This is a genomic window from Azospirillum ramasamyi (assembly GCF_003233655.1).
GTDB classification, from domain to species: Bacteria; Pseudomonadota; Alphaproteobacteria; order Azospirillales; family Azospirillaceae; genus Azospirillum; species Azospirillum ramasamyi.
Map to the genome: position 1 here is coordinate 89,734 of NZ_CP029835.1, position 24,917 is coordinate 114,650.

Annotated in this window: 12 protein-coding genes and 1 pseudogene; 7 read left to right on the forward strand and 6 right to left on the reverse strand. The window is 66.6% G+C overall.

Annotated features, from left to right (window positions below; genetic code table 11):
* Positions 1 to 43: 43 nt before the first annotated feature.
* From DM194_RS26840 to DM194_RS26850, 3 genes are read right to left on the reverse strand one after another with little or no spacing between them, the layout of a single operon-like run.
* Positions 44 to 964 carry a class I SAM-dependent methyltransferase gene (locus DM194_RS26840; protein WP_111070698.1) on the reverse strand — a complete coding sequence of 307 codons (921 nt, stop codon included), beginning with the start codon at positions 962 to 964 and terminating at the stop codon, positions 44 to 46.
* Positions 957 to 1,715, reverse strand: coding sequence for a class I SAM-dependent methyltransferase (locus tag DM194_RS26845; RefSeq protein ID WP_111070699.1), 759 nt, complete (start codon positions 1,713 to 1,715; stop codon positions 957 to 959). Before DM194_RS26845 ends, DM194_RS26840 begins: the two co-directional genes overlap by 8 nt.
* 55 nt (positions 1,716 to 1,770) lie before the next feature.
* The gene (locus tag DM194_RS26850) at positions 1,771 to 3,705 is read right to left on the reverse strand and encodes a tetratricopeptide repeat protein (protein WP_111070700.1); all 1,935 of its coding nucleotides are present in this window, start codon (positions 3,703 to 3,705) and stop codon (positions 1,771 to 1,773) included.
* Positions 3,706 to 3,989: 284 nt separating this feature from the next.
* Between DM194_RS26850 and gmd the strand changes: the two genes are divergently transcribed.
* The 3 genes from gmd to DM194_RS26865 all read left to right on the forward strand — a co-directional run bounded on the left by gmd (position 3,990) and on the right by DM194_RS26865 (position 6,794).
* Positions 3,990 to 5,045, forward strand: a complete 1,056-nt coding sequence (gmd, locus tag DM194_RS26855; RefSeq protein WP_111070701.1) for a GDP-mannose 4,6-dehydratase — start codon at positions 3,990 to 3,992, stop codon at positions 5,043 to 5,045.
* A gap of 30 nt (positions 5,046 to 5,075) precedes the next feature.
* The gene (locus DM194_RS26860; RefSeq protein ID WP_111070702.1) at positions 5,076 to 6,089 is read left to right on the forward strand and encodes a GDP-mannose 4,6-dehydratase; all 1,014 of its coding nucleotides are present in this window, start codon (positions 5,076 to 5,078) and stop codon (positions 6,087 to 6,089) included.
* 273 nt (positions 6,090 to 6,362) lie between these two features.
* The gene (locus DM194_RS26865; RefSeq protein WP_111070703.1) at positions 6,363 to 6,794 is read left to right on the forward strand and encodes a hypothetical protein; all 432 of its coding nucleotides are present in this window, start codon (positions 6,363 to 6,365) and stop codon (positions 6,792 to 6,794) included.
* Positions 6,795 to 7,061: 267 nt separating this feature from the next.
* On the opposite strand, the gene DM194_RS26870 is transcribed toward DM194_RS26865, so the two are convergent.
* Complete coding sequence (locus DM194_RS26870; protein WP_176581523.1) at positions 7,062 to 14,399, reverse strand: calcium-binding protein; 7,338 nt, start codon at positions 14,397 to 14,399, stop codon at positions 7,062 to 7,064.
* Between the two features lie 579 nt (positions 14,400 to 14,978).
* On the opposite strand from DM194_RS26870, the gene DM194_RS26875 reads away from it, so the two are divergent.
* From DM194_RS26875 to DM194_RS26890, 4 genes are all read left to right on the forward strand, one after another.
* Positions 14,979 to 17,153 (forward strand): DUF6165 family protein, encoded by a 2,175-nt coding sequence (locus DM194_RS26875; RefSeq protein ID WP_111070704.1) that lies wholly within the window; start codon positions 14,979 to 14,981, stop codon positions 17,151 to 17,153.
* A gap of 44 nt (positions 17,154 to 17,197) precedes the next feature.
* A complete protein-coding gene (locus DM194_RS26880) occupies positions 17,198 to 20,206 on the forward strand; it encodes a class I SAM-dependent methyltransferase (protein ID WP_111070705.1) in 3,009 nt (1,002 codons plus the stop codon).
* Positions 20,207 to 20,303: 97 nt separating this feature from the next.
* Positions 20,304 to 21,203 (forward strand): glycosyltransferase family 2 protein, encoded by a 900-nt coding sequence (locus tag DM194_RS26885; RefSeq protein WP_111070706.1) that lies wholly within the window; start codon positions 20,304 to 20,306, stop codon positions 21,201 to 21,203.
* Positions 21,204 to 21,405: 202 nt separating this feature from the next.
* A complete protein-coding gene (locus tag DM194_RS26890) occupies positions 21,406 to 22,668 on the forward strand; it encodes a glycosyltransferase (RefSeq protein WP_111070707.1) in 1,263 nt (420 codons plus the stop codon).
* A 305-nt stretch (positions 22,669 to 22,973) separates the two neighbouring features.
* Here the strand turns inward: DM194_RS26890 and DM194_RS26895 are convergent.
* Both DM194_RS26895 and DM194_RS28355 read right to left on the reverse strand, forming a co-directional pair.
* Positions 22,974 to 23,692, reverse strand: a pseudogene (locus tag DM194_RS26895) (IS5 family transposase); the annotation flags it as partial.
* A 39-nt stretch (positions 23,693 to 23,731) separates the two neighbouring features.
* Complete coding sequence (locus tag DM194_RS28355; protein WP_162630194.1) at positions 23,732 to 24,829, reverse strand: hypothetical protein; 1,098 nt, start codon at positions 24,827 to 24,829, stop codon at positions 23,732 to 23,734.
* Positions 24,830 to 24,917 lie beyond the last annotated feature (88 nt).

A 24,917-nucleotide genomic window follows, 5' to 3' on the forward strand; every position in this document is an offset into this window, starting at 1 on the left:
GGAGGAGGTTGCAGAAAGCCTACTCAGGCTTGCCCCACCCCGCTCAGCGCTTGCGCGCCGCGAAGATGATCGGCGTCTCCCAATGCAGGCGCCGGGCGAGCCAGATCGCCGGTTCCAGCAGACCGGAGCGGTGGACGAAGGTGACGATGCGCTTGGCGACCGACAGCGCCGCCCAGTCGCCGAAGCCCAGCGTGCGCAGGCGCTGCTCGAAGACGCCCCAGCCCCAGTCCAGAACCTCCAGCCCGCCGGGATGGCGGCGGAGCCAGCGGTCGAACCAGGGGCGGTCGATCAGGTTGAGGGTGTCGACATAGGCCGGGTCGCGCCCGAACAGCCGGACATAGAGCTTGGCCAGCCCGGCCGGCATCCGCGGCAGCCACAGGATGCCGTAATGCCCCTCCCACCAGGAGCCGTAGTTGGGCACGACGACCAGCAGCAGCCCGCCCGGCTTCAGCACGCGCAGCGCCTCGTCCAGCACCGCCGACGGGTCGCCGACATGCTCCAGCACGTTGGAGGAATAGACGATGTCGAAGCTGGCATCCGCGAAGGGGATCGCCTCGCCGGTGGCGTCGCGCACCGCGTCGGCCGGCAGGCCGTAATGGTCGATCAGCCGGCCGCAGACGTCGAGCGTGGAGCTGTATTCGCCCATGCTGGGCTCGATGCCGTGGATGTCCAGCCCGTGCGCCGTGCGGCCGCGCACCACGGTCATGCCGCAGCCGGACCCGACCTCCAGGATGCGGGCCTTGTCCACATCGACGCCGGCGGCCGCGGCGGTTCGCCGCAGCTCCGCCACCTGCTCGTCGGCGCGCGCCTCCGACAGCATGTCGCGCACGACGTCCTCCACCGGCACGCGGGTGACGCCGCCGATGAAGCCGCTGTCGATGTAGCCGCGGGACAGCAGCCGGCCCAACTCCTCCCAGTCGGGCGGAGCCGTGCGGTGCTCCTGCCCCGCCGCCGCCTCAGGCATTCTTCGTCGCCCGGATGACGAAGATCGTGGCGCTCTTCATCCGGCCCAGCCGGTCCTGGATGCATTCGGCCTTGAAGCCGTTGCGCTCGAACAGCGCGACGATCTCCTCGATCGAATAGAAGGTCTTGTAGGGCGGATAGTACCAGTCCTCGACCTGGGCCTGGATCGACACGTTGTCGGCGCGGCGGTTGATCTCCTGCCCCTTCAACATGCAGGCGACCTTGGTCAGGCCGGTGAAGAAGCCGCCGACCAGCTTGCGCCGGGCCGGCGTGTCCATGTAGGCGCGGCAGAAATGGCGCACGCCCTCATGCACCGGCGACAGCCAGGTCTTCAGGTAGAGGCCGAGATAGACGGTGCCGCCCGGCTTGGTGACGGCCATCAGGTTGCGCATCACCTTCATCGGGTCGGGCGCCATCATCGCCACGCCCCAGCACCAGACCAGGTCGAACGGCCCGAGATTCGTGTCCAGCTCCTGCAGGTCTTGGTGATGGAACTCGATGTTGTCGCGGCCGAAGCGCTGGGCCTGCTGGCGCGCGGTGGCGAGGCTGTCCGACGACACGTCGACCGACACCACCTGTTCGGCCATTTCCGACAGGATGACGGAGCAGATGCCGTGGCCGCAGCCGGCATCCAGCGCCCGGCCGATCTGCCGCTCGGTCAGCGTCTCCAGCATGTACTTCTTGGTCTCGTCGTAGATCGGCACGAAACGGGGCCAGAAGTCGTCGTAGAATTCCTTGGTCGCGAGATCCATGGGGCTGCCCTCCCGCCCGCTGAGGGCGTCGCTTTGATCGTGATGGTGAGTGGTCTTAAGGGGTGCCGGACGAACTCGTCCAGGGAGAATAGGACCTGATGCGCCCCGCCGCCGCATCCGGCTCGACGAACAGGCGGGCGTTGCGGTTCAGCAGCGCCGCCAACTGGCTGTAGCCGCTCTGCGCGCTGACGCCCAGCACGTCGGCGCTCATCAGCACGTGGAAGTCCTGCAGGAACTCCAGCCCCTTCCACGGCTCCACCGCCCCGTCCTTCGCCAGATCGTCCAGCGAGACCGGCGCGAATTCCGCGAAGTCGCCGATGGTGGCCGGGTCGTCGGTGGCGATGTAGAGCACCGGCCGGTCCAGCGTCGGCCACAGCTCCTTCAGCCAGTCGACGTACCAGGAGGTCTCGGTGATGGTGTAGCGGAACCAGACGAAGTCCCCGCGGCGGATGTGCAGCGCCACCACCGTGTTGCCGCGGCGCCTGAGCGCCTGCACCACCGGATCGACATGGGGCAGCCATTCCGGCCGCGGCCGCAGCCAGGACTGCACCCGCTCGCGCCATTCCTCGCGATGCTCGAACAGGAACAGCGGCGACAGGATGTCGACGTCCGGGCGCGGGTCGTCGCGCCGGCCGGCCACCAGATCGTTCAGCATGTGCCGGCCGTAGGACAGCGGCTTCAGCCCGCCCGACGGCTTCGGATCGTCGAGATCGAAGTAACAGCCGCCGACCCAGTCCGGCGTCTCAAGCCGATAGCCGAATTTTTCGGCGTAGAGCCGCAGCAGCACATATTCCAGCACATTGTGGGCGAAGCGCCCATGGGTGGCGAGCGTCGACGAGCAGATGCGCGGCTGCGACGGATCGGGGTTCTCCCGCCGCTCCAGGCGCCGCCCTTGGCGGGCAAGGGTCCGGCCCAGGCAGGCGATCGACTTGACGGTGAAGAAGCGACTGCCGTGCCACTGCACCTCGTCCAGCAGCGCCGCCGCGCGCTCCCAATCGCCGGCGGCCACCCAGCTTTCGGCGATCGCGGTCAGGCAGTCGATGCGGAAGGCGTCGGGGCTGGCCGCATGCGGATAGCGGTATTCGGCGAAGAAGCGCCGCGATTCCTCCAGCCGGCCTTGGCGGATCAGAAGGGTCGACAGCAGGTCGATGGCGCCGGGCACGTCGCCGTCGGGGCTGAACAGCGCCGCGCGCAGGACCTGCTCGGCCTCCGCCAGCCGGCCCAGCTCCATCAGCGCGTGGCCAAGCCGGGGAAGCGCCAGCGTGATGCCGGCCCGCGCCGCCCGCGCATAGCTTTGGACCGCCGCCTCGGCCAGTCCGGCGGCATGCTGGGCATTGCCCTGATTGTAGAGCACCCCGCCCTGCTCCGGCTCCAGCAGGAGGGAGCGGCGGAAGCAGGCCATGGCCCCGTCCGGATCGCCCATCTCGATCCGGATGTTCCCGAGATTCGCGCAGGCACCGCCGAAGTCCGGCTGCAGGGAAAGCACAAGACGCTGACTGGTTTGCGCTTCCTCGAGCGCACCAGTCTGGCGCAATGCGATTCCGAGATCATGATAGGCGGTGATGCGGTTCGGATTGAGTCTCAGCACGCGGCGGAAGGTCAGGATGGCCAGCCCCCAGTCGCGCGGACCGCCACGGCCGCACAGCAGCGCGGCAAGCGCGTTGTAGGCGTCCTCCAGGTCCGGTGCCAGGACCAGGGCACGGCGGTGAGCCGCCACCGCTTCGTCGATCCGACCAAGTTCGGCCAAAATGCTGCCGAGATTGTAGCAGGCGTCGGCCATCCCCGGCAGGATGTCCAGGGCGTTGCGGATCATCTCCAGCGCCTTGTCCGGGCGACCCAGCCGGCGTTCGGCCAGCCCCAGCAGGTGCATGGCCTGGGGGTTGCGCGAATCGACCTCCAGAATGCGCAGATACAGCGCGCGCGCTTCGTCGAAGCGGTCGGCGCGATAGTATCCGACGGCGATCTGCAATGCTTCGGCGACGGTGGTCATGAGGATCCGTGCAGTGCGGCCCCGCCCCGATCCCGCGGCCGCACCCCGGCCGGGGACGCCGGGGACGGCCGGCCCATTCGGCGCGCACCCTATCGTTCCGCGATGGGCGCTTCAACTCCGTTCATGCCGCGGGCCGCCTCCGCTTCAACTCCCGATCCCGGTTCCCGGCCCCGGCCTCCGCGCCGCGCCTTCTCCGGGGTCGGGTCGCAAGCCCCCTTGCCTTGCCCGGACCCTTTGGGGATAGTGCCCGATCATCAACGCCGTACAGATCAAGGGTCGGTCCTTTGCGCAAAGTTGCCCTCATCACCGGCGCCACCGGCCAGGATGGCGCGTATCTCGCCGAGCTTCTGCTGGGGAAGGGCTATATCGTCCATGGCGTCAAGCGCCGGTCCTCGTCCTTCAACACGGGGCGCGTGGAGCATCTCTACCGCGACCCGCATGAGGAGGACGTGCGCTTCTTCATGCATTACGGCGACCTGACCGACAGCACCAACCTGATCCGTCTGGTCCAGCAGATCCAGCCGACCGAGATCTACAATCTGGCCGCCCAGAGCCACGTGCATGTGAGCTTCGAGACGCCGGAATACACCGCCAACGCCGACGGCATCGGCACCCTGCGCCTGCTGGAGGCGATCCGGATCCTGGGCATGGAGAAGACCGCGCGCTTCTATCAGGCCTCCACCTCGGAACTGTACGGCAAGGTGCAGGAGACGCCGCAGCGCGAGACCACGCCCTTCTACCCGCGCAGCCCCTATGCCGCCGCCAAGCTGTACGCCTACTGGATCACGGTGAACTACCGCGAGGCCTACGGCATGCATGCCAGCAACGGCATCCTGTTCAACCACGAGGGTCCGACCCGCGGCGAGACCTTCGTCACCCGCAAGATCACCCGCGCGGTCGCCGCCATCGAGCATGGCCGGCAGGACTGCCTGTATCTCGGCAACCTGGACGCCAAGCGCGACTGGGGCCATGCGCGCGACTATGTCGAGGGCATGTGGCGCATCCTGCAGCAGGATGAGGCCGACGATTACGTGCTGGCCACCGGCGAGACCCACAGCGTGCGCGAGTTCGTCGAGCTGGCCTTCGGCCATGTCGGCCGCGGCATCGAGTGGCGCGGCGAGGGCGTCGACGAGGAAGGCGTCTGCCAGAAGACCGGCAAGGTGGTGGTCCGCATCGACCCGCGCTATTTCCGCCCGACCGAGGTCGACCTGCTGCTGGGCGATCCCAGCAAGGCACGCGCCAAGCTGGGCTGGACCCACACCACCGCCTTCCGTGATCTGGTGCGGGAAATGGTCGAGGCCGACATGCGTCTGGCGGCCAATGGGGACGACCATCACTGATCTCGCCCCGCGACGGACAAGGCGCTGTTCATGACCATCGGACCAACGGCCGGGAGCGAGCCGAAGACCGCGCTGATCTTCGGCGTCTCGGGTCAGGACGGCGCCTATCTCGCCCAACTGCTTCTGGGCAAGGGCTATGCAGTCCACGGCACCTCCCGCGATCGGGAGATGTCGAGCTTCTCCAACCTGCGGCGGCTCGGCATCTTCGGCCGGGTCGCCCTGCATTCGGCCGTGCTGACCGATTTCCGCAGCGTGGTCGAGGTGGTCGCCCGGGTCCGCCCGGCCGAGATCTACAACCTCGCCAGCCAGGCCTCGGTCGGACTGTCCTTCGAGCAGCCGGTCGAGACGCTGAACAGCACCATCACCAGCACCATCAACATCCTGGAGGCGATCCGCTTCCTGAAGCTCGACGCGCGTTTCTACAACGCCTCGTCCAGCGAGTGCTTCGGCAACACCGGCGATCCGGCCGACGAATCGACCCCCTTCCATCCCCGCAGCCCCTATGGCGTGGGCAAGGCGGCGGCTTATTGGGCGGTGGCCAACTACCGGGAGGCCTATGGGCTGTTCGCCTGCTCCGGCATCCTGTTCAACCATGAATCGCCGCTGCGCCCGGTCCGCTACGTCACCCAGAAGATCGTCCGCGGCGCCGCCGACATCGCCGAGCGGAAGACCGACAGCCTGGAACTGGGAACTCTGTCCATCGCCCGCGACTGGGGATGGGCGCCGGAATATGTCGACGCCATGGCCCGCATGCTGGCCCATGACCAGCCCGAGGATTTCGTGATCGCCACCGGCGAGGCGCACCGGCTGGAGGATTTCGTCGAGCGGGCCTTCTCCTATTTCGGCCTGGACTGGCGTCGGCATGTCCACGGCAACGCCGCCCTGCTGCGCCCGTCGGACATCGCCTTCAGCGTCGGCAATCCGGCCAAGGCGGAGCAGCTGCTGGGCTGGCGCGCCGAACGCCGCATGGCCGACGTGGTGGCCGGGCTGGCCGAGGCCGAGATGGCGCGCAGGGCGCAGCGAACCGATGGCCACGCCCAGTAACGGCGAAGCGGCTACTGACGGCGGACCATCCGGTTTGGCGACACGGGTCACGGCCGGGCTTGCCCCGCTGCTGACGGTCATCGCCGGCAGTGGGGCGATCTTCATCGCCTTGCGGAACAACAAGGCCAAGACCGAACTGCGGGCCGCCGTGATCGGCGCGTCGGAGGATGCCCCGCGCCTGCGTTTCCCCCGCCCCTGTCCCGTCAGGCGCGCTGCAATCGCCTGGATGCGCCACGCCGGAACATCCAGCCCCCATTCCTCCATGGAGCCCCGATGGCTGTCGCCAACAAACTCGTCATCAATATCGAGGTGGATGACCGGAGCGTCCTGTTCCCGGACGGCAAGTTCCTGTCCCACATCACGCTGCACGAAGACGAAACGCCCCAAGGCGACGAGGCCGTCCGTCTGGAGGGGATTTTCCACTTCAACGAAAGCCGGCTGGGACCGGAGATCGCCTGTCTGGAGATCGAAGACGCACGTGAACTGGCGCGGTCGATCCTCGACGCCGTCTTCCAGGGGCGCACCCAGCATGTTCTTTCGCAAACCACCAAGGTCGCGGTGGTCTTCAACCCGAACGGCTTTGTTCTTCGCTTCGGTGAAGGGGCGGCCCTGCGCGAACTGTTCATCGGCTCGCCAGCCATCATCCGCCTTGCCCAAGGCATCCTGCGCATGACCGACCGCCTGTCCGCCATGCCTGCCCACTGATATCATCGAGCGTAAAGCCAGAACCAGCTTCGGAACGGATCACCCATCTCCCCTCCGCCGCGATGGCGGTATCGGAAGCGATAAGAAAGAAAGAGGCGGCAACCGGGATGACCGGTTGCCGCCTCTTTCTTTTGCCGTTGCCCGTCCTGGTTCGACTTGAAAGGCCGGACAAGGCACCGGTCAGCGGATCGACGATCTTCCCAAAGAAAAGGGCGCCCTTGCGGGCGCCCTTCCCTTTTACCGTGATGCTTAGGCTCAGTGCCCGTATCAACCGAGGTTGAGGTCGGAGAGCGAGAGCACCTGGCTGTTGTACACGCCGAGCAGGCGAACCTCGGAGGCGGCCACCTGGCCGTCGCCGTTGGTATCGACCACCTGGTACAGGCCGGAGCTGGTGCCGTTGTTGGCCAGAACCAGCGTGCTTGCACCAGCCGACGAGTTCGTCAGCGTACCGAGCGCCGAGCGGAAGTTGGCAAGGCCGGCATCCATCAGGCTGCCGCTGACCACCGAGGACAGGCTGACCAGTTCGTCGGTCATGCTCACCCCGTTGGTCGCCGCGGTCGCCGTGGCCAGAGCCGCGTCGCCGTTCTTGTCCGCATCCGTCCGGGCCGTACCGGTCAACTGCACCTTGTCGGTGCCCGACTGGAAGTTCGACACCGAGATGAAGCCGGTATTCGCACCCAGCGCCGCGATGTCGCTGAAGGACGAGTACACGACCGTATCGGTGCCGCTGCCCGACGCCAGGCTGATGCTGTCGCCAGTACCACCCTGGAAGCGGATCGACCCGCTGGTCACCGAGATCGAGTCGGTGCCCGAGCCGCCGATCAGCATATCGATGTTCCGGACTTCCATGGTCACGCCGGTGTCGCCGGTGGTGATCACGTCGTTGCCGGTACCGCCGATCAGGGTCTCGATGCCGCGCAGCAGGACCGTCGAGCCGCCGTCGCCGAGGCTGACCACATCCGTGGCCGCACCGCCGACGATGATCTCGATGCCGCTCTCGGCCCGCATGGTGACGCCGGTGTCGCCCAGGATCACCAGGTCGCTGCCCGCACCACCGATCATGGTGTCGATGCCGCGGGTGATGACGGTGTTACCCGACGCACCCAGGGTCACGACGTCCGAACCGGTGCCGCCGACCAGGAACTCGACGCCCGAAGCCAGCATCGTCACGCCGGCGGAGCCGGTGAAGACGATGTCGGTGGCGGCGCCGCCGGTCAGGGTGTCGATGCCCGACACGGTGACCGTGTTCGGCGTGTCGCCGAGCGTGATCACGTCGGTACCGACGTTGCCGATCAGGGTTTCGACCGCACGGGTCAGCAGGGTGCTGCCCACGCTGCCGGTGCTCACCACGTCGGTGGCCGCACCACCGATCAGCAGTTCGATGCCCGTGCCCAGCGCCATGGTGACGCCGGTGTCGCCCAGGAACACCCAGTCGGTGCCCGCACCGCCCGACAGCGTATCGATGCCGCGGGTGATGACGGTGTTGCCCGAGGAGCCCAGGGTGACGATGTCGGTGCCCGCGCCGCCGACCAGGAACTCGACGCCCGAAGCCAGCATCGTCACGCCGGCGGAACCGGTGAAGACGATGTCGGTGGCGGCGCCGCCGGTCAGGGTGTCGATGCCCGACACGGTGATCGTGTTCAGCGTGTCGCCGAGCGTGATCACGTCGGTACCGACGTTGCCGATCAGGGTCTCGATCGCACGGGTCAGCAGGGTCGTTCCCGAAGTGCTGATGCTCAGCACGTCGGTGGCGGTGCCGCCGACCAGGATCTCGACATCCAGGCCCAGGCTCATCGTGTTGCCGGTGTCACCCAGGAACACCACGTCGCTGCCCGAACCGCCAACCAGCGTCTCGATGCCGCGGATGGTGGTGGTGTTGCCGGTCGAACCCAGGGTCAGGATGTCGGTGCCGGCGCCGCCGATCACGTAGTCCGCGCCCGAGACGGTCAGGGTTGCCCCCGCCGAACCGGTGAAGATGACCTCCAGGCCCGTGCCGCCGATCAGCGTCTCGATGCCGAGCGCCAGCACAGTACCGCCGGCCGAGCCGATGGTGATGACGTCGGTGCCCGTGCCGCCGAGCAGGGTCTCGACGCCCGACACCAGCATGGCGCCGCCAGCCGTGCCCGTCGTGACGATGTCGGAGGCGGAACCGCCGATCAGCGTCTCGATCCCGCTGACGAGCAGCGAGTTGGCCGTGTTGCCCAGAGTGATGACGTCGGTGCCCACGCCACCGGACAGCGTCTCGATGCCGCGCAGCAGCACCGTGTTGCCGGCCGAGCCGAGGGTGATGACGTCGGTGCCCGTGCCGCCGATCAGGATGTCGATCGCCTGCACCAGGGCCGTCGAACCGGCCGAGCCCAGGAAGACCAGTTCCGAACCGGTGCCGCCGGTGATCGTCTCCAGAGCATTGGCCAGGAGGGTCGTGCCGACCGAGCCGATGGTGATGACGTCGGTGCCAGCCGCGCCGGTCAGGGTCTCCAGACCCGAAACCAGAATGGTGCTGCCAGCCGTACCCAGCGTGATGACATCGCTGCCCGCACCGCCGGCCAGGGTCTCCAGACCCGAGACCAGCATGGTGGTGCCGGTGTCGCCGATGGTGATGACGTCGGTGCCGGTACCGCCGGTCAGGGTCTCCAGACCACGGAGGATCATCGTGTTGCCGGCAGTACCCAGCGTCACGACGTCGGTGGTGGTGCCGCCGACCAGGATCTCGATGCCCGAAGCCAGGACCGTGTTGCCGACCGAACCCAGGAAGATGAGATCGGTGCCAGCGGCGCCGGTGATCGTCTCGAGGGAGTTGGCCAGGAAGGTCGAACCCACCGAACCGATGGTGATGACGTCGGTGCCGACACCGCCCGTGATCGTCTCAAGAGACGTCGCGGTCATGGTCGTACCGGTCGTACCCAGGCTGACGACATCCGAGCCCGCGCCGCCGGTCAGCGTCTCGATGCGCGAAACCAGCAGCGTGCCGCCGGCCGAGCCCAGGGTGACCACGTCGGTGCCGGTGCCGCCGGTCAGGATCTCCAGACCCGAAACCAGCAGGGTGCTGCCCGAGGTGCCGAGCGTGATGACATCGCTGCCCGCACCGCCGGCCAGGGTCTCCAGACCCGAGACCAGCATGGTGGTGCCGGTGTCGCCGATGGTGATCACGTCGGTGCCGGCATCGCCGACCAGGGTCTCCAGACCACGGACGATGACGGTGTTGCCGACGGAACCCAGCGTGACGGAGTCGGTGCCCGCGCCGCCGATCAGGTACTCAAGCCCGGACGCCAGCAGGATGTTGCCCGAGGAGCCGAGGAAGACCAGGTCGGAGCCCGTGCCGCCGGTGATCGTCTCCAGAGCCGAAGCCAGCAGCGTGCTGCCGACCGAACCCAGGGTGACCACGTCGGTGCCGGCAGCGCCGGTCAGGGTCTCCAGACCCGAGACCAGCAGGGTGCTGCCCGAGGTGCCGAGACGGATGACGTCGCTGCCCGCACCGCCGGCCAGGGTCTCCAGACCCGAGACCAGCATGGTGGTGCCGGTATCGCCGATGGTGATCACGTCGGTGCCGGCATCGCCGACCAGGGTCTCCAGACCGCGGACGACGACGGTGTTGCCCAAGGTGCCCAGCGTGACGGAGTCGGTGCCCGCGCCGCCGATCAGGTACTCAAGCCCGGACGCCAGCAGGGTGTTGCCCGAGGAGCCGAGGAAGACCAGATCGGAGCCCGTGCCGCCGGTGATCGTCTCCAGAGCCGAAGCCAGCAGCGTGCTGCCGACCGAACCCAGGGTGACCACGTCGGTGCCGGCAGCGCCGGTCAGGGTCTCCAGACCCGAGACCAGCAGGGTGCTGCCCGAGGTGCCGAGACGGATGACGTCGCTGCCCACACCGCCGGCCAGGGTCTCCAGCAAGGAAACCAGCACGGTGTTGCCGGCGCCACCCAGGGTGACGACGTCGGTGCCCGCCGCACCGTTCAGGGTCTCCAGAGCCGAGACCAGAAGGGTGCTGCCCGAGGTGCCGAGCGTGATGACATCGCTGCCCGCACCGCCGGCCAGGGTCTCCAGACCCGAGACCAGCATGGTGGTGCCAGTGTCGCCGATGGTGATCACGTCGGTGCCGGTACCGCCGGCCAGGGTCTCCAGACCACGGACGACGACGGTGTTGCCGACGGAACCCAGCGTGACGGAGTCGGTGCCCGCGCCGCCGATCAGGTACTCAAGCCCGGACGCCAGCAGGATGTTGCCCGAGGAGCCGAGGAAGACCAGGTCGGAGCCCGTGCCGCCGGTGATCGTCTCCAGAGCCGAAGCCAGCAGCGTGCTGCCGACCGAACCCAGGGTGACCACGTCGGTGCCGGCAGCGCCGGTCAGGGTCTCCAGAGCCGAAACCAGCAGGGTGTTGCCCGAGGTGCCCAGCGTGATGACATCGCTGCCCGCACCGCCGGCCAGGGTCTCCAGACCCGAGACCAGCATGGTGGTGCCGGTGTCGCCGATGGTGATCACGTCGGTGCCGGTACCGCCGGCCAGGGTCTCCAGACCACGGACGACGACGGTGTTGCCGACGGAACCCAGCGTGACGGAGTCGGTGCCCGCGCCGCCGATCAGGTACTCAAGCCCGGACGCCAGCAGGATGTTGCCCGAGGAGCCGAGGAAGACCAGGTCGGAGCCCGTGCCGCCGGTGATCGTCTCCAGAGCCGAAGCCAGCAGCGTGCTGCCGACCGAACCCAGGGTGACCACGTCGGTGCCGGTGCCGCCGGTGATCGTCTCGAGCAGCGAGACGGTCATGGTGTTGCCAGCGGTGCCGAGACGGACGACGTCGCTGCCAGCCTGGCCGGTCAAGGTCTCGATACGCGACACCAGGATGGTGTTGCCGAGGACCGAACCGATGGTGATGACGTCGGTGCCCGTATCGCCCGTCAGGGTCTCGACGAGGGAGACGAACAGCGTGTTGCCCGAGGTGCCGAGCGTGATGGCATCGGTGGCGGTGCCGCCGATGACCGTCTCGATCAGCGAGACCAACGTGGTGTTGCCGGTGTCACCCAGTGTCACGATGTCGGTGCCGACGCCGCCGGTCAGGGTCTCCAGACCACGGACGACGACGGTGTTGCCGACGGAACCCAGCGTGACGGAGTCGGTGCCCGCGCCGCCGATCAGGTACTCAAGCCCGGACGCCAGCAGGATGTTGCCCGAGGAGCCGAGGAAGACCAGGTCGGAGCCCGTGCCGCCGGTCAGCGTCTCGATGCTCGAAATCAGCAGCGTGCCGCCGACCGAACCCAGGGTGACCACGTCGGTGCCGGCAGCGCCGGTCAGGGTCTCCAGAGCCGAAACCAGCAGGGTGTTGCCCGAGGTGCCCAGCGTGATGACATCGCTGCCCGCACCGCCGGCCAGGGTCTCCAGACCCGAGACCAGCATGGTGGTGCCGGTGTCGCCGATGGTGATCACGTCGGTGCCGGTACCGCCGGCCAGGGTCTCCAGACCACGGACGACGACGGTGTTGCCGACGGAACCCAGCGTGACGGCGTCGGTGCCCGCGCCGCCGATCAGGTACTCAAGCCCGGACGCCAGCAGGGTGTTGCCCGAGGAGCCGAGGAAGACCAGGTCGGAGCCCGTGCCGCCGGTGATCGTCTCCAGAGCCGAAGCCAGCAGCGTGCCGCCGACCGAACCCAGGGTGACCACGTCGGTGCCGGCAGCGCCGGTCAGGGTCTCCAGAGCCGAGACCAGCAGGGTGTTGCCCGAGGTGCCGAGACGGATGACGTCGGTGCCCACACCGCCGGCCAGGGTCTCCAGCAAGGAAACCAGCACGGTGTTGCCGGCGCCACCCAGGGTGACGACGTCGGTGCCGGTACCGCCGGTCAGGATCTCCAGACCCGAGACCAGCAGGGTGTTGCCCGAGGTGCCCAGCGCGACGGAGTCGCTGCTCGAACCACCGGTCAGGGTCTCCAGACCCGAAACCAGCAGCGTGTTGCCCGTGTCGCCCAGCGTGATGGCGTCGGTGCCGGCAGCGCCCGTCAGGGTCTCAAGGTCACGCAGAAGGATCGTGTTGCCCGAGGTGCCCAGCGTGACCACGTCGGTGCCGGTGCCGCCGACCAGGATCTCGACGCCCGAAACCAGCAGCGTGTTGCCGGTCGTGCCGAAATAGACCAGGTCGGAACCCGCGCCGCCGGTCAGGGTCTCGAGGCGCGACACCAGGATGGTGTTGCCAGAGCCGCCCAGGGTGACGACGTCGGTGCCGGTGGCGCCGATCAGGGTCTCAAGAGCAGAGACCAGCAGCGTGCTGCCGGCGGAGCCGAGCGCGACGGCGTCAATCGCCGTACCACCGGTCAGCGTCTCGAGCGCCCCGACGGTCAGCGTGTTGCCGGTGTTGCCCAGGGTCACCACGTCGGTGCCGGTCGCGCCAAGCAGGAACTCGACATCGCGGACCAGCAGCGTGCTGCCGGTGGTGCCGAGCGCGACGGCGTCGGTGCCCGCGCCGCCGACCAGCGTTTCGACCGCCGACAGCAACAGCGTGTTGCCGGCCGAGCCGAGATAGACCAGGTCGGAGGCAGTGCCGCCGGTCAGGGTCTCGAGGCCAGTCACCAGGATGGTGTTGCCCGAATTGCCCAGGGTGACGACGTCGGTGCCGGTGCCGCCGGTCAGCGTCTCGACAGCATTGACCAGCAGCGTGCTGCCGGTGGTGCCGAGCGTGATGACGTCGGTGCCCGCGCCGGCGGTCAGGGTCTCGATCGCGCCGACGGTCAGCGTGTTGGAGACCGCGCCCAGGGTGACGACGTCGGTGCCGGTGCCGCCGGTCAGGGTCTCGACCGCATTGACCCGCAGCGTGCTGCCGGTGGAGCCGAGCGTGATGACGTCGGTGCCCGTACCGGCGGTCAGCGTCTCGATCGCGCCGACGGTCAGCGTGTTGGAGGCCGCGCCCAGGGTGACGACGTCGGTGCCGGCGCCGCCGGTCAGGGTCTCGAGGCCAGTCACCAGGATGGTGTTGCCCGAGACGCCCAGGGTGACGACGTCGGTGCCGGTGCCGCCGGTCAGGGTCTCGACCGCATTGACCAGCAGCGTGCTGCCGGTGGTGCCGAGCGTGATGACGTCGGTGCCCGCGCCGGCGGTCAGCGTCTCGATCGCGCCGACGGTCAGCGTGTTGGAAACCGCGCCCAGGGTGACGACGTCGGTGCCGGTGCCGCCGGTCAGGGTCTCGAGGCCAGTCACCAGGATGGTGTTGCCCGAGATGCCCAGGGTGACGACGTCGGTGCCGGTGCCGCCGGTGATCGTCTCAAGCAGGCTCACCAGCATCGTGCTGCCGGTGGAGCCGACCGTGATGACGTCGGTGCCGACGCCGCCGGTGAGCGTCTCAAGCAGGCTCACCAGCATCGTGGAACCCGACGTGCCCACGGTGACGACATCCGTCTCCGAGCTGCCCACCAGGGTTTCCAGCAACGAAACCTGAAGGGTCGAACCGGCAGTCAGAGTGATGAAGTCAATGTCGACCGAACCGATCAAGGTTTCCAAAGCCGAGATCGACAGCGTGCTGCCGCCCGTTGCGATCGTGATGACATCGGTGCCGTCACTGCCGATGATCGTATCATACTGCGATGATGATATAGTTAGAGTAGAGCCCGTTGTTAGAGTAGTTCCAGCCATACTGATCCCCTTCAGGTTTGGTTCGCCGGCGGATGAACCATTCTTTGATGGCTCGCTCTCGCTTGGCTGAGGGCAGGCGAGACTCAGCCCTCGCGCGAACTAGCACACCGTGACCTTGTTATCCGATGGAACCGATGCAAAGCAACGCGTTTTCTATCAAAATGGGTACGGCAAAGCCCCCCATCGTGTGACCGCCCGCAAAAGCGGCTAGCCCCTGGTCCCGACTGGTTTCGCCAACGCTTTGACATGGCTTGAAAAATGACCGGCATGGCGGATCCGCAACAGGCCAGTTGGAACTTGCCTCCACTTGTTTCGGCCGATCGGCCGCGCCCTGTGCCGGGAAGCGAAGAATGCCTGTTGTCGAATCGATGCACAGTGGCGGACCCTTGAATGACTTGCAGAAAAGCCCTGCCTTGGCTGTTTTCAGTCGTTTCTGCTACAGATTTTTAACAAAGACTGCTTTTCGCTCATCGATGCGACGAGGATGGGCTTGGAGATTTCGGCGACACCCGCTATTCCGTTGCGACGGTCGAACGCCCAGGGGGGGCGGAAGCGAGGGCAGGGACTATAGATTCAAGCATGGCGACTATTCAGGAGGCGCTCGCGGCCGCGGTACAGCATCATCAGAGCGGCCGGCTTGCCGTTGCCGCAAGGTTCTACCGCTGCATTCTCGAGATCACGCCCGACCAGACCGATGCTCTCCATCTGCTGGGGCTGGTCGCCCGGCGAGCCGGACAACTGCAGACAGGGCTTCGCCTTCTGGACCGTGCATTGCGCGTCGATCCGGGCATCGCGGAGCCGCGCCTCAATCTCGGCAACATCCTGCGCGACCATGGACATGGGGCGGCCTCCGCGGCTTACCGCAGCGCCATCGCCCTGCGGCCGGATATGGCCGCCGCCTATGAGAACCTGGGCGGGCTGTACCGTGCGCAGGGCCGCTCCGCCGAGGCCGAACGCGCCTACCGCCTTGCGGTCCGTGCCAATCCGATGACGTCGGAAGGCCACAACGGGTTGGCCAACGTCCTTCAGGAACGCGAAGACTTGGATGGCGCCGTCGCCGCCTACCGCCGCGGGCTGGCCATCGACCCGGCCCACATCGCCGCCTGCAACAACATGGGCATCGCGTTGCGCGGGCTGCGCCGGACGGTCGAGGCGATGGACTGCCACCGGCGCGCCGTGACGCTCGACCCGCATTTCGCCGCCGGCCACACCAGCCTTGGCCTGGCCCTGCAGGAGCAGGGGCGCCTGGAAGAGGCCGCCCGCGCCCATGCCCGTGCCGTCGCCATTGATCCGGCCTTCGCCGGCGGCCATGCCAACCATGGCAACGCCCGGCTGAACCAGAACCGGGTGAACGAGGCGGTCTCCGGTTTCCGCCGCGCCGTCGCCATCGACCCGGCCGGGCCGGACGCCCACCGCAACCTGGGCATGGCCCTGCTGGTCGCCGGCCGCTTCGAGGAGGGCTGGCGGGAATACGAGTGGCGGCTGCGCTGCAAGGACGCTCCCACCCACGCCGCCATGCCCACCAAGCCCCGCTGGAACGGTGAGCCGCTGGACGGCCGCCGCATCCTGCTGCACGGCGAGCAGGGGCTGGGCGACGCCCTGCAGTTCTGCCGCTACGTCCCCCTGGTGGCGGCGCGCGGCGGCCGGGTGATCCTGGGCCTGCCGGCACCTCTGGAGCGGGTGATGGCCGGGCTGCCGGGCGTGGAGCGCTTCGTCAGCGGCCAGCTTCCCACCGACGCCTTCGACCTGCACCTGCCGATGCTGAGCCTGGCCGAGGTGTTCGGGACCCAGATGGACACCATCCCGCACCGTGTTCCCTATTTGACGGCGGAGCCCGAACCGGCGGCGCGCTGGGGCGAGCGGCTGAAGGGGCTGGCGGGTCTGAAGGTGGGCATCGTCTGGGCGGGATCGCCGACCCACGGCAACGACCGCAACCGCTCCATCGGGCTGGCCCCCTTCGCCCGGCTGGCCGGCATCCCCGGCGTCAGCCTGGTTTCCATCCAGAAGGGGCCGACCGAAGCACAGGCGGCGACCCCGCCCGGCGGCTTCCCCCTGCTGAACCTGTCGCCCGACATCAGGGATTTCGCCGACACCGCCGCCATCATGGCCGGCCTCGATCTGGTGGTCTGCGTCGACACCTCCGTCGCCCATCTCGCCGGCGCCCTCGGCATCCCGGTCTGGGTGCTGGTCCCCTTCGCCCCCGACTGGCGCTGGATGCTCGACCGCGAGGACAGTCCCTGGTATCCCACCATGCGCCTGTTCCGGCAGGACCGCCCCGGTTCCTGGGACGGCGCCATGGACCGCCTGGAGCGCGCCCTGCGCGAGCGCGCCGCATCTTCCCCCCACCTCCGAACCGGACCTTCCGACATGCCGATTATGGCGCCCGTCTCCTGGGGCGAACTGCTGGACAAGATCACCATCCTCGACATCAAGGCCGAGCGCATCGCCGACGCCGACAAGCTGGCCAATGTCCGGCGCGAGCGCGAGGCGCTGGTCGCCGTGGCGGCGCAGGCCGACACCGCCCGGCCGGAGGTCGCGGCGCTGATCGACGAACTGCGCGCGGTCAACACCACCCTGTGGGAGATCGAGGACGACATTCGCGACTGCGAGCGCGCCAAGGATTTCGGCCCGCGCTTCGTCGAGCTGGCCCGGCAGGTCTACCACACCAACGACCGCCGCGCGGCGCTGAAGCGCGACCTGAACCGGCAGCTCGGCTCCGAGCTGGTCGAGGAAAAATCCTACCAGGCCTATTGAGGCCGGACAGCCCTCATCCCCTCCAAACCGAAGGGTCCTGCTCCATGACCGCCGAAACCGCAACCGGGACCGCCGGCCTTCCGACCGACCGAAGCGCCCCGGAGCACCGTGCCCTGGAACAGCGTCTGTCGCAGGTTCTGGAACTGTGCCGGTCCGGCCGGCCGGAGGAGGCGGAGGGGCCCTATGGCGAGCTTTGCGGCAGCCCGCCGGGCGATGCGGCCGGGCTGCTGTCGCTGGCCGAAACCGCCCGCATCCTTGGCCGGCCGGCCGACACCGTGGCCTGGGCGCAGGCCGCGGTGCGGGCGCAGCCGGGCAGCGCCGACGGCTGGAGCGTGCTGGCGATCGCGCTCGTCGCCGCCGGCCGTGCCGACGAGGGGTTCGCGGCGGCTGCCGAGGCGCTGCGCCGGACGGGGACCGGGGCGGCCGATATCCAGGCGGCTATCCAGGCCCACCGCGCCCAGGCGCTCGCCCGGCTGCGCCGCGGCCAGCTGGCCGAGGCGGCGGCAACCTGCGACGAGGCGCTGCGCCTTGCCGGCGGCGCCGCGCAAGCCCCCCAGGCGCTGCGTCAGGCACAGGCCGAGACGCTGGGCACCCTGGCGCTGGTCCGTATGCTGGAGGGCCGGCCCGAGGAGGCCGAGGCGCTGTTCCGCCGGGCGCTCTCCCACCGTCCGCTCCTGCCGGAGATTCTGGGCAACCACGCCTCGTTTCTGGCCCGGCTGGGCCGCGACGAGGAGGCGCTGGAGCAGGCCGAACAGGCGGTGGCGCTGCGCCCGCGTCTGGCCGGGACCCTGCACCTGATCGGCACCCTGCACCACCGGGCCGGCCAGCCGGAATCGGCGATCGCCGCCTTCCACCGGGTGCTGGCGGTCGATCCCGGCCATCTCGACTCCCGGCTGCGGCTGGCCGACAGCCTGCGCGTCGCCGGCCATTGGGAGGAGGCGGCCACCGTCTGCCGCGACGGGCTGGCCCGCATCGCGAACCCGGACGATCCCGTCCGCACGCCGCTGCTGGCCAATCTGGGCGCCGCCCTGCAGACCGGCGGCGACGCCGCGGGCGCGCTGGAGGCCTACCGCGAAGCCCTGCGCCTCGCCCCCGACCTGCCGGAGGTCCACAACAACCTCGCCCGCCTGCACCAGGAAACCGGCAACCCCGACGCCGCCATCGAGGAGCTGCGCCGCGCCACCGCCGGCCGGCCGGCCAACCAGCCGCTGCCCCTGCCGTTGCGCCGCGCCCTGCTGTCGCTGCTGATCGCCGCCGGCCGCACCGTCGAAGCGGAGGCCGAGGCCTTCGGCATCGCCCGCACGGCACCGGAGGACGCGGAGCTGTGCTTCGGCATCGCGGCCCTGTTCCTGCAGGGCGGCTGGCGCGACCAGGCCCTGCCCTATGTGCGCAAGGCGATCCGCCTCGCCCCCGACGAGCCGCGCAACTGGATCGCGTTCACCGAGGCGTTGCGCGACGCCGCCCCGCCGGAACCGGAAGGCGTGGATGAGGGCCTGCGCGCCGACCTGCTGGCCGCGCTCGGCCGGCCGGAGGTGGAGGGGAGTGGGCTGTCCCGCGCCATCGCCGGCGTCCTGATGGCATCGCCCGTCCTCAAGACCCTCGCCGCCTTGCCGGAGGATGCCGGCCCGTCCCTGGACGGCGCCAGCCTTGCGCTGCTGGCCGACGGGTCGCTCGCCGGGCTGGCGGAGGATGCCCTGCTGCTGGCCCATCTGCGCGCCGCCCCGGTCTGCGATCCCGCTCTGGAACGCGCGCTGACCCGGCTGCGCCGGGTGCTGCTGCTGGCGCTGACCGGCCCCGGCCTGCCCGACCGGCCGTCCTGGCGCGCCCTGTGCGCCGCCATCGCCGAGCAGTGCTTCCTCAACGAATATGTCTTCGCCGAGAACGACGGCGAGTTCCAGGTGCTGGCGGTGCTGGTCCGCGCGGCGGAAGCGGCGCTGGAGCGCAAAGAGCAGCCGCCGGCGGTGCTGGTCGCCCTGCTCGGCGCCTACCGGCCGCTCTACCGCTGGGAGCGGGCGGAAGCCCTGCAGTCCCTGTCCTGGCCCGAGGAGATCGCCCGGCTGCTGAACCGGCAGGTCGCCGAACCGCTGGCCGAAGCGGCGATCCAGGCGGAACTGCCGGCGCTGACCCGGATCAGCCACCCGGTGTCGGTCGGCGTGCGCGCCCAGTATGAAGAGAACCCCTATCCGCGCTGGATGACCACCGGCCTGCTGCCGGAGCCGGTGCCGCTGTCCCGCTTCCTGCATGCCCTGTTCCCGCATGCCGCCCTGCCCGCCTCGCCGGCCTGGCCCTCCGCTTGGAACGCGCCGGGCTGGGAGGCGCCGGAGGTGCTGGTCGCCGGCTGCGGCACCGGGCGCGAGGCGGTGTGGGCCGCCTCCACCCTGAAGAACGCAAGGGTGCTGGCGGTCGACCTCAGCCGCCGCAGCCTCGCCTACGCCACGCGGCAGAGCCGGCGGCTGGGCCTGAACAATGTCGAGTTCGCCCAGGCCGACCTGCTGGAACTGGAGACGCTGGGCCGCCGCTTCGACGTGGTCCACAGCGTCGGCGTGCTGCACCACATGGAAGACCCGATGGCGGGCCTGCGCGTTCTGCGCGGGCTGCTGCGCCCGCATGGCGTGATGGAGGTGGGCTTCTACAGCGCCGCCGCCCGCCGGCCGATCCTGGCCGCCAGGCAATTCATCGCCGAACGCGGCCACCCGTCGACGCTGGACGGCATCCGCCATGTCCGCCGCGACATCCTGGGCCTGCCGGACGGGCATCCGGCGCGCGTCGTCGCCCACTCCCCTGACTTCTACGGCACCAGCGCCTGCCGCGACCTGCTGATGCATGTCCACGAACTGCACGTCACCCTGCCCTGGCTGGCCGGCGCACTCGAGACTTTGGGCCTGGAGTTCCTGGGCTTCCGGCTGGCCGATCCGGCGGTGGCGGCGCTGTACCGCAAGCGCTTCCCCGAAGACCCGGCGATGACCTCGCTCGCCCGCTGGGACCGGCTGGAGGCCGAGTATCCGATGATTTTCGGCGGGCTCTACCAGGCTTGGGTGCGGGCTCGCGGGTAAGGCGCGGCCAAGACGAGGCCGACCCGGTACCTGATCGGCCGCCTCTCCGGTTTCGGTGAGGCAGGACTGGTGCCAGAAAAAATCAGGATGCAATGCCATGTCGAATTTGGAATTTCCTCGAATTACGCTTGTCATGCCGACCTACAACGTGTCGGGTTATCTGGAGGAAGCCATAGACAGCATTCTGTCGCAAGGCTACCCCAACCTTGAATACATTCTGATCGATGGCGGCTCGAACGACGGCACCGTCGACATCATCAAGAAGCACGAGAAGCATCTATCCTACTGGGTGTCCGAAAAGGACCGGGGCGCTCACCATGCGATCAACAAGGGATTTGCGGTGAGCACCGGTGAGATCATGGGTTGGCTGGGTGGGGACGACTTCCACCTGCCACGCTCGCTGTTCACCATCGCCAACGCTTTCCGCATGTCGGACAAGGTGCGGTGGATCTCATCGGTGGTTTGCCCGGTGGCGGACGAGACTGGAGCCATCGTCCATATCGCGCGCCACCCCGGCATCTCGCGGGCATCCTTCCTGGACGGCTGCCACACCGAAGGCATGCTTCCCTGCAGTACCGGTTTTCTGCAGTTGGAGTCCTCCTACTGGCGACGCGATCTCTGGAACGCAGCCGGCGGACGTCTGCGGGACGAACTGGAGTTCGCGGGTGACTTCGACCTCTGGGCCCGCTTCTTCCGCTTTGCGGACATCCACTGCCTCTATCAGCCTATCGCCGCCTTCCGCGTCCGTTCAGGCCAGAACAGCGCCAATCGGTCCCTCTACATCAAGGAAGCCGCCGCATCCCTGGTATCGCTGCTGAGGGAGGTCGGCCACAACGGCACAATCACTCCGCCATCCGGCTACCGGACCTACCGCGGCACCTATATCATCAACACAGCCAACGGCTTGAAAGGTATCGCCAGTCAGGACTACCGTATTCTCGACATGAGCGTCCAAAACGAATTGAAGTCTCTCATCAACGGCGGGCTCATTGGATGATCCCACCGTTGATGAGCCTGCAAAAGCCATATAATGTCAGGAAATACCCAAGAAAATTTCTTGATTTAAATGAACGATTGCTAACTTATCGCATTGATTTTTTTAATTTCTATTATTAAATTAAAAACAAACTGTTACTATAGCTATAGTAACTCATAATCGCGCATTCTCAAAGACTCCCCTCCCACATCAGGCGCGCTCGATGCTTAAAGTTATTATTCCTTGGAAAATGAGCTTTTATGATGGGATCAATGGATATCATCCGTTACTTTCCAGCTTTGTTGAATCATGCCCAGAAGGCGTTGAAACAATATTCCCCGATGTTAATTTTCAATTTCATAGCTCAAGACTAAACAATATCTGCTACAGCCTTATGAACGACGCCTTTATTTTTGGCGAAGGCGCGTTCCGTGGAAGGATCGACCACAAAGCTTATATGACGGTCTTTCTTAATTCCCGAGATCCCGTCAGCCAGATGTGCATCGATTCCTTAAAAGGAAATGCTGACATCGTCTTCCATCACACGGCTCCCTTACATTCCAGCACGCTGCCTTTCATCTTGCATTACGAAAGCCCAATGACATTGTTCTTCCCCTTTCTCTCCATGGGGAAAACACGCAACGTATCGCTGCGCATCCAACCGATTTACCATATGGTCAAGGCTCAACTCGAATCTGACAATTGCCGGGCGATCTTCACTCACCTGAAGAGCAGCCACGAAACCATGCTGCGCTGTTTCGACAGCCCGACCATCGCGGCCAAGGCTCATTACATTCCCCTCGGCGTCGACGCTCCGAAGGCCATGCACGATCGGATCGAGCAGAAGATCCGCTCCATTCCGCAGCGCAAGCCCCTGAACATCCTGTTCACCAACTCCGCCCATGGTCATCGCGACGGCTTCAATCTGCGCGGCGGCATGGAAGTGCTGCTGGCCTTCCAGCGCCTGCGACAAACCGTTCCCGACGCCACCCTGACCATCCTGTCGCCCCAACTGCCTCTGGAATCCCTGCAAGGAATGGATCTTCGGAACGTCACCTGGATCAAGGAGCGTATCGAAGAAGAGGCTTTGTACGAGCTTTTGCTCGCCGCTGACCTGTTCGCTCTTCCAGCGGCGGGGCTGCATAGCTATTCGGCCTTGCGCGCCCTAAAGTTCGGCGCCGTGCTGCTGTGCAGCGACGCTCCAGGGTATGAGGAATACATCACCGACGGCAAGACGGGCATCATCATTCCCGGACGGCGCGAGCAGGTTTACTCGCCCGACCCGCAGACCGGCTGGATGCGCGACGACTATTCGACCGTACACACCCCGCAGCAGCCGATCGCCGACCGCCTGGCCGCGGCATTCGAATGGCTGGCCCAGTTTCCGGAACAGCGCCAGAGAATTGCCGCGGAGGCCTATGTCCATGTCGGAGAACGGCATGCCATTGGCCCTTGGGTCGACAACATCTTGCGGATCATGTCCTGAACCCCGCCCGGAAAAGGCGGAGCAAAAAGAACGGGAACCTCCTTTCGCCATGCACGCGTGGAGGAAGGCGCCACATCGGCGGCATCGCACCGTACAGCAGTCACGCGGCTCGCAGATGGCTGTCGATGCGATACATCCGACCGGCCGCTTGCCTTCGCAGGCATGGGACCGCAGGGCCGCAGTCGCCGCCCTGTCCGCCAGACACCACCTAAGAGCGCCTAACAGAACCATCTCTGGACGAAGCGCCAGCAGATGAGGCTGGCCGCGATATGGTGAAAGGCAGTGAAGATGTCGGCGCGCCGTTCGTAGCGGACGGCGATGCGGCGGAAGCGGGCAAACCAAGCGAGCGTACGCTCGACCACCCATCGGTGTCGGCCAAGACGCTCGCTGCTCTCGACGCCACGCCGGGCGATCCGCGGAATGATCGCTCGTTGGCGCAGCGCCTGCCGGCAGTGTGCAAAGTCGTAGCCCTTGTCGGCGTGCAGCTTGGCCGGGCGGCGCCGGGGCCGGCCCGCACACTGGCGGATCGCCGGCACGGCATCGACCAGCGCCTCCAGCAGCTTGCTGTCGTGCCGGTTGGCTGGCGAGATCCTCAGGGCGAGCGGGATGCCGTTAGCATCGACGAGGATGTGGCGCTTGGAGCCCGGCTTGCCGCGATCCGTCGGGTTCGGGCCGGTCTCCTCACCCCCCTTTTTGCCGGGACGCTGGCGCTGTCCACCGCTGCACGATCCCAGTTGATGGCGTTGGCATAGCCGAGCCGGTCGAGCAGCACACGATGCAGCCGTTCCCACACGCCAGCCCGATGCCACTCGTGCAGACGCCGCCAGCAGGTCATCCCCGAGCCGCAGCCCATCTCCACCGGCAGAAGCTCCCAAGGAATACCCGTGCGCAGCACGAATAGGATGCCGGTCAGCGCCGCACGATCGTCCAACCGGGGCCGTCCGCCTTTTGGCTTGGGCGGCTCCGGCGGGATCAGCGGTTCGATGATCGCCCACAAGGCGTCGGAAACAAGAGGGGCTGCCATGCCCCTACCAACCGTTCCTGGCCGGTTTTGTTACGCACTCTAAATCAACGGCCGCCGATCAGCGCGACGGGCTCTCATTCCCCAGCCGGAATGTGTCCGGACAACAGTATTCACAGTGTTTTGAGACGCAAAATCCATCAGGAACGTCAAAAGCCCACGCATTCTATGAGCATAAAGGTGATTTGAGATCACGAAGTTGTGACGCTCCATCACCCCCTCGACTCCAGCCTCATCGAAAACGGCGATTGCCTTGCTTACCGCTTCATTGATCGCCTCCACACCTTGGCTCATGTCATAGCGGATCACGCCTAGACGCTCTGCGGCCTTGGAGTCGATAACGTGGTCGAACGCAAGCAGATGATCTGGAACGATCACTGTATGGCCCCACATCAGACCATCAAAGAAGCGAATGGATAGATCCCTGTTCAATGGAACAACTATAGACGACTTGAAGGAAAACCACCTGATGGCCTTTTCCATGTCGGATAGCTTCTTATAATACTTCTCACTTCTATCCGATGAGTTTGTATAGAAGCAGACAGTCTCTGGAGATTTTCGAACCACATCCTCCAAATATTTTGTTCTTGGGGTTTCATCGTACAGAAAGTAGGGAGCAACCGCCTTCGATATCCTGGGAAATTCATTATACATTCTCATAACGCAATCGACGGTCTCAATCGGAAGGTTTCTGTAGCAGGCCGGCAGTATTGGCCCCGCGATAGAACGCTCGTTCAGCAGATAATCTTCGTGTTCGGCCCCATGATGAGAGCTGAAGTACATATCACCTTCGACAATAGAATTCTTGTTCTGCTGATGAGCAATGTGGTTGTCATGAAGCCAGAAACACAGAAACCCTCTGAAACCGCGCTTTTCAAGGTATCCCCTCAGGCCTCCCAAATCTTCTCCAAATATATTTGCAATTATTATGTCAGCTTCTGCAAAACTTTCCGACAACTCTACTCTGCCGGATACATTCCAATCATCGGTTTCGAATCCGTGCCAAATGCCTCCCGGCGCACCAATCACCCCATTTATGCCCATCAGAGACATGATGCTGAAACGGTCTTTCGCGAATATGCTCTTGACCTTCTCATGTATCTCAGAAAACCGGTCACTCGGCGCATCCGACGGAAGCATAACCACCAAAACCTCTTTGTCTGAATTGGTTCACAAGCAGGAAAGCAGACTTCCCACCGCCATCACTTGGAAGGCTTGGTCGGATTCA

What these genes read in the sequence shown, in the direction of transcription:
- DM194_RS26850 (WP_111070700.1), bottom strand. Translation starts at nt 3,705, where the DNA reads ATGACCACCGTCGCCGAAGCATTGCAGATCGCCGTCGGATACTATCGC.
- DM194_RS26840 (WP_111070698.1), bottom strand. Translation starts at nt 964, where the DNA reads ATGCCTGAGGCGGCGGCGGGGCAGGAGCACCGCACGGCTCCGCCCGAC.
- DM194_RS26880 (WP_111070705.1), top strand. Translation starts at nt 17,198, where the DNA reads ATGACCGCCGAAACCGCAACCGGGACCGCCGGCCTTCCGACCGACCGA.
- DM194_RS26865 (WP_111070703.1), top strand. Translation starts at nt 6,363, where the DNA reads ATGGCTGTCGCCAACAAACTCGTCATCAATATCGAGGTGGATGACCGG.
- DM194_RS26870 (WP_176581523.1), bottom strand. Translation starts at nt 14,399, where the DNA reads ATGGCTGGAACTACTCTAACAACGGGCTCTACTCTAACTATATCATCA.
- DM194_RS26860 (WP_111070702.1), top strand. Translation starts at nt 5,076, where the DNA reads ATGACCATCGGACCAACGGCCGGGAGCGAGCCGAAGACCGCGCTGATC.
- DM194_RS26885 (WP_111070706.1), top strand. Translation starts at nt 20,304, where the DNA reads ATGTCGAATTTGGAATTTCCTCGAATTACGCTTGTCATGCCGACCTAC.
- DM194_RS26875 (WP_111070704.1), top strand. Translation starts at nt 14,979, where the DNA reads ATGGCGACTATTCAGGAGGCGCTCGCGGCCGCGGTACAGCATCATCAG.
- DM194_RS26890 (WP_111070707.1), top strand. Translation starts at nt 21,406, where the DNA reads ATGCTTAAAGTTATTATTCCTTGGAAAATGAGCTTTTATGATGGGATC.
- DM194_RS26845 (WP_111070699.1), bottom strand. Translation starts at nt 1,715, where the DNA reads ATGGATCTCGCGACCAAGGAATTCTACGACGACTTCTGGCCCCGTTTC.
- DM194_RS28355 (WP_162630194.1), bottom strand. Translation starts at nt 24,829, where the DNA reads ATGCTTCCGTCGGATGCGCCGAGTGACCGGTTTTCTGAGATACATGAG.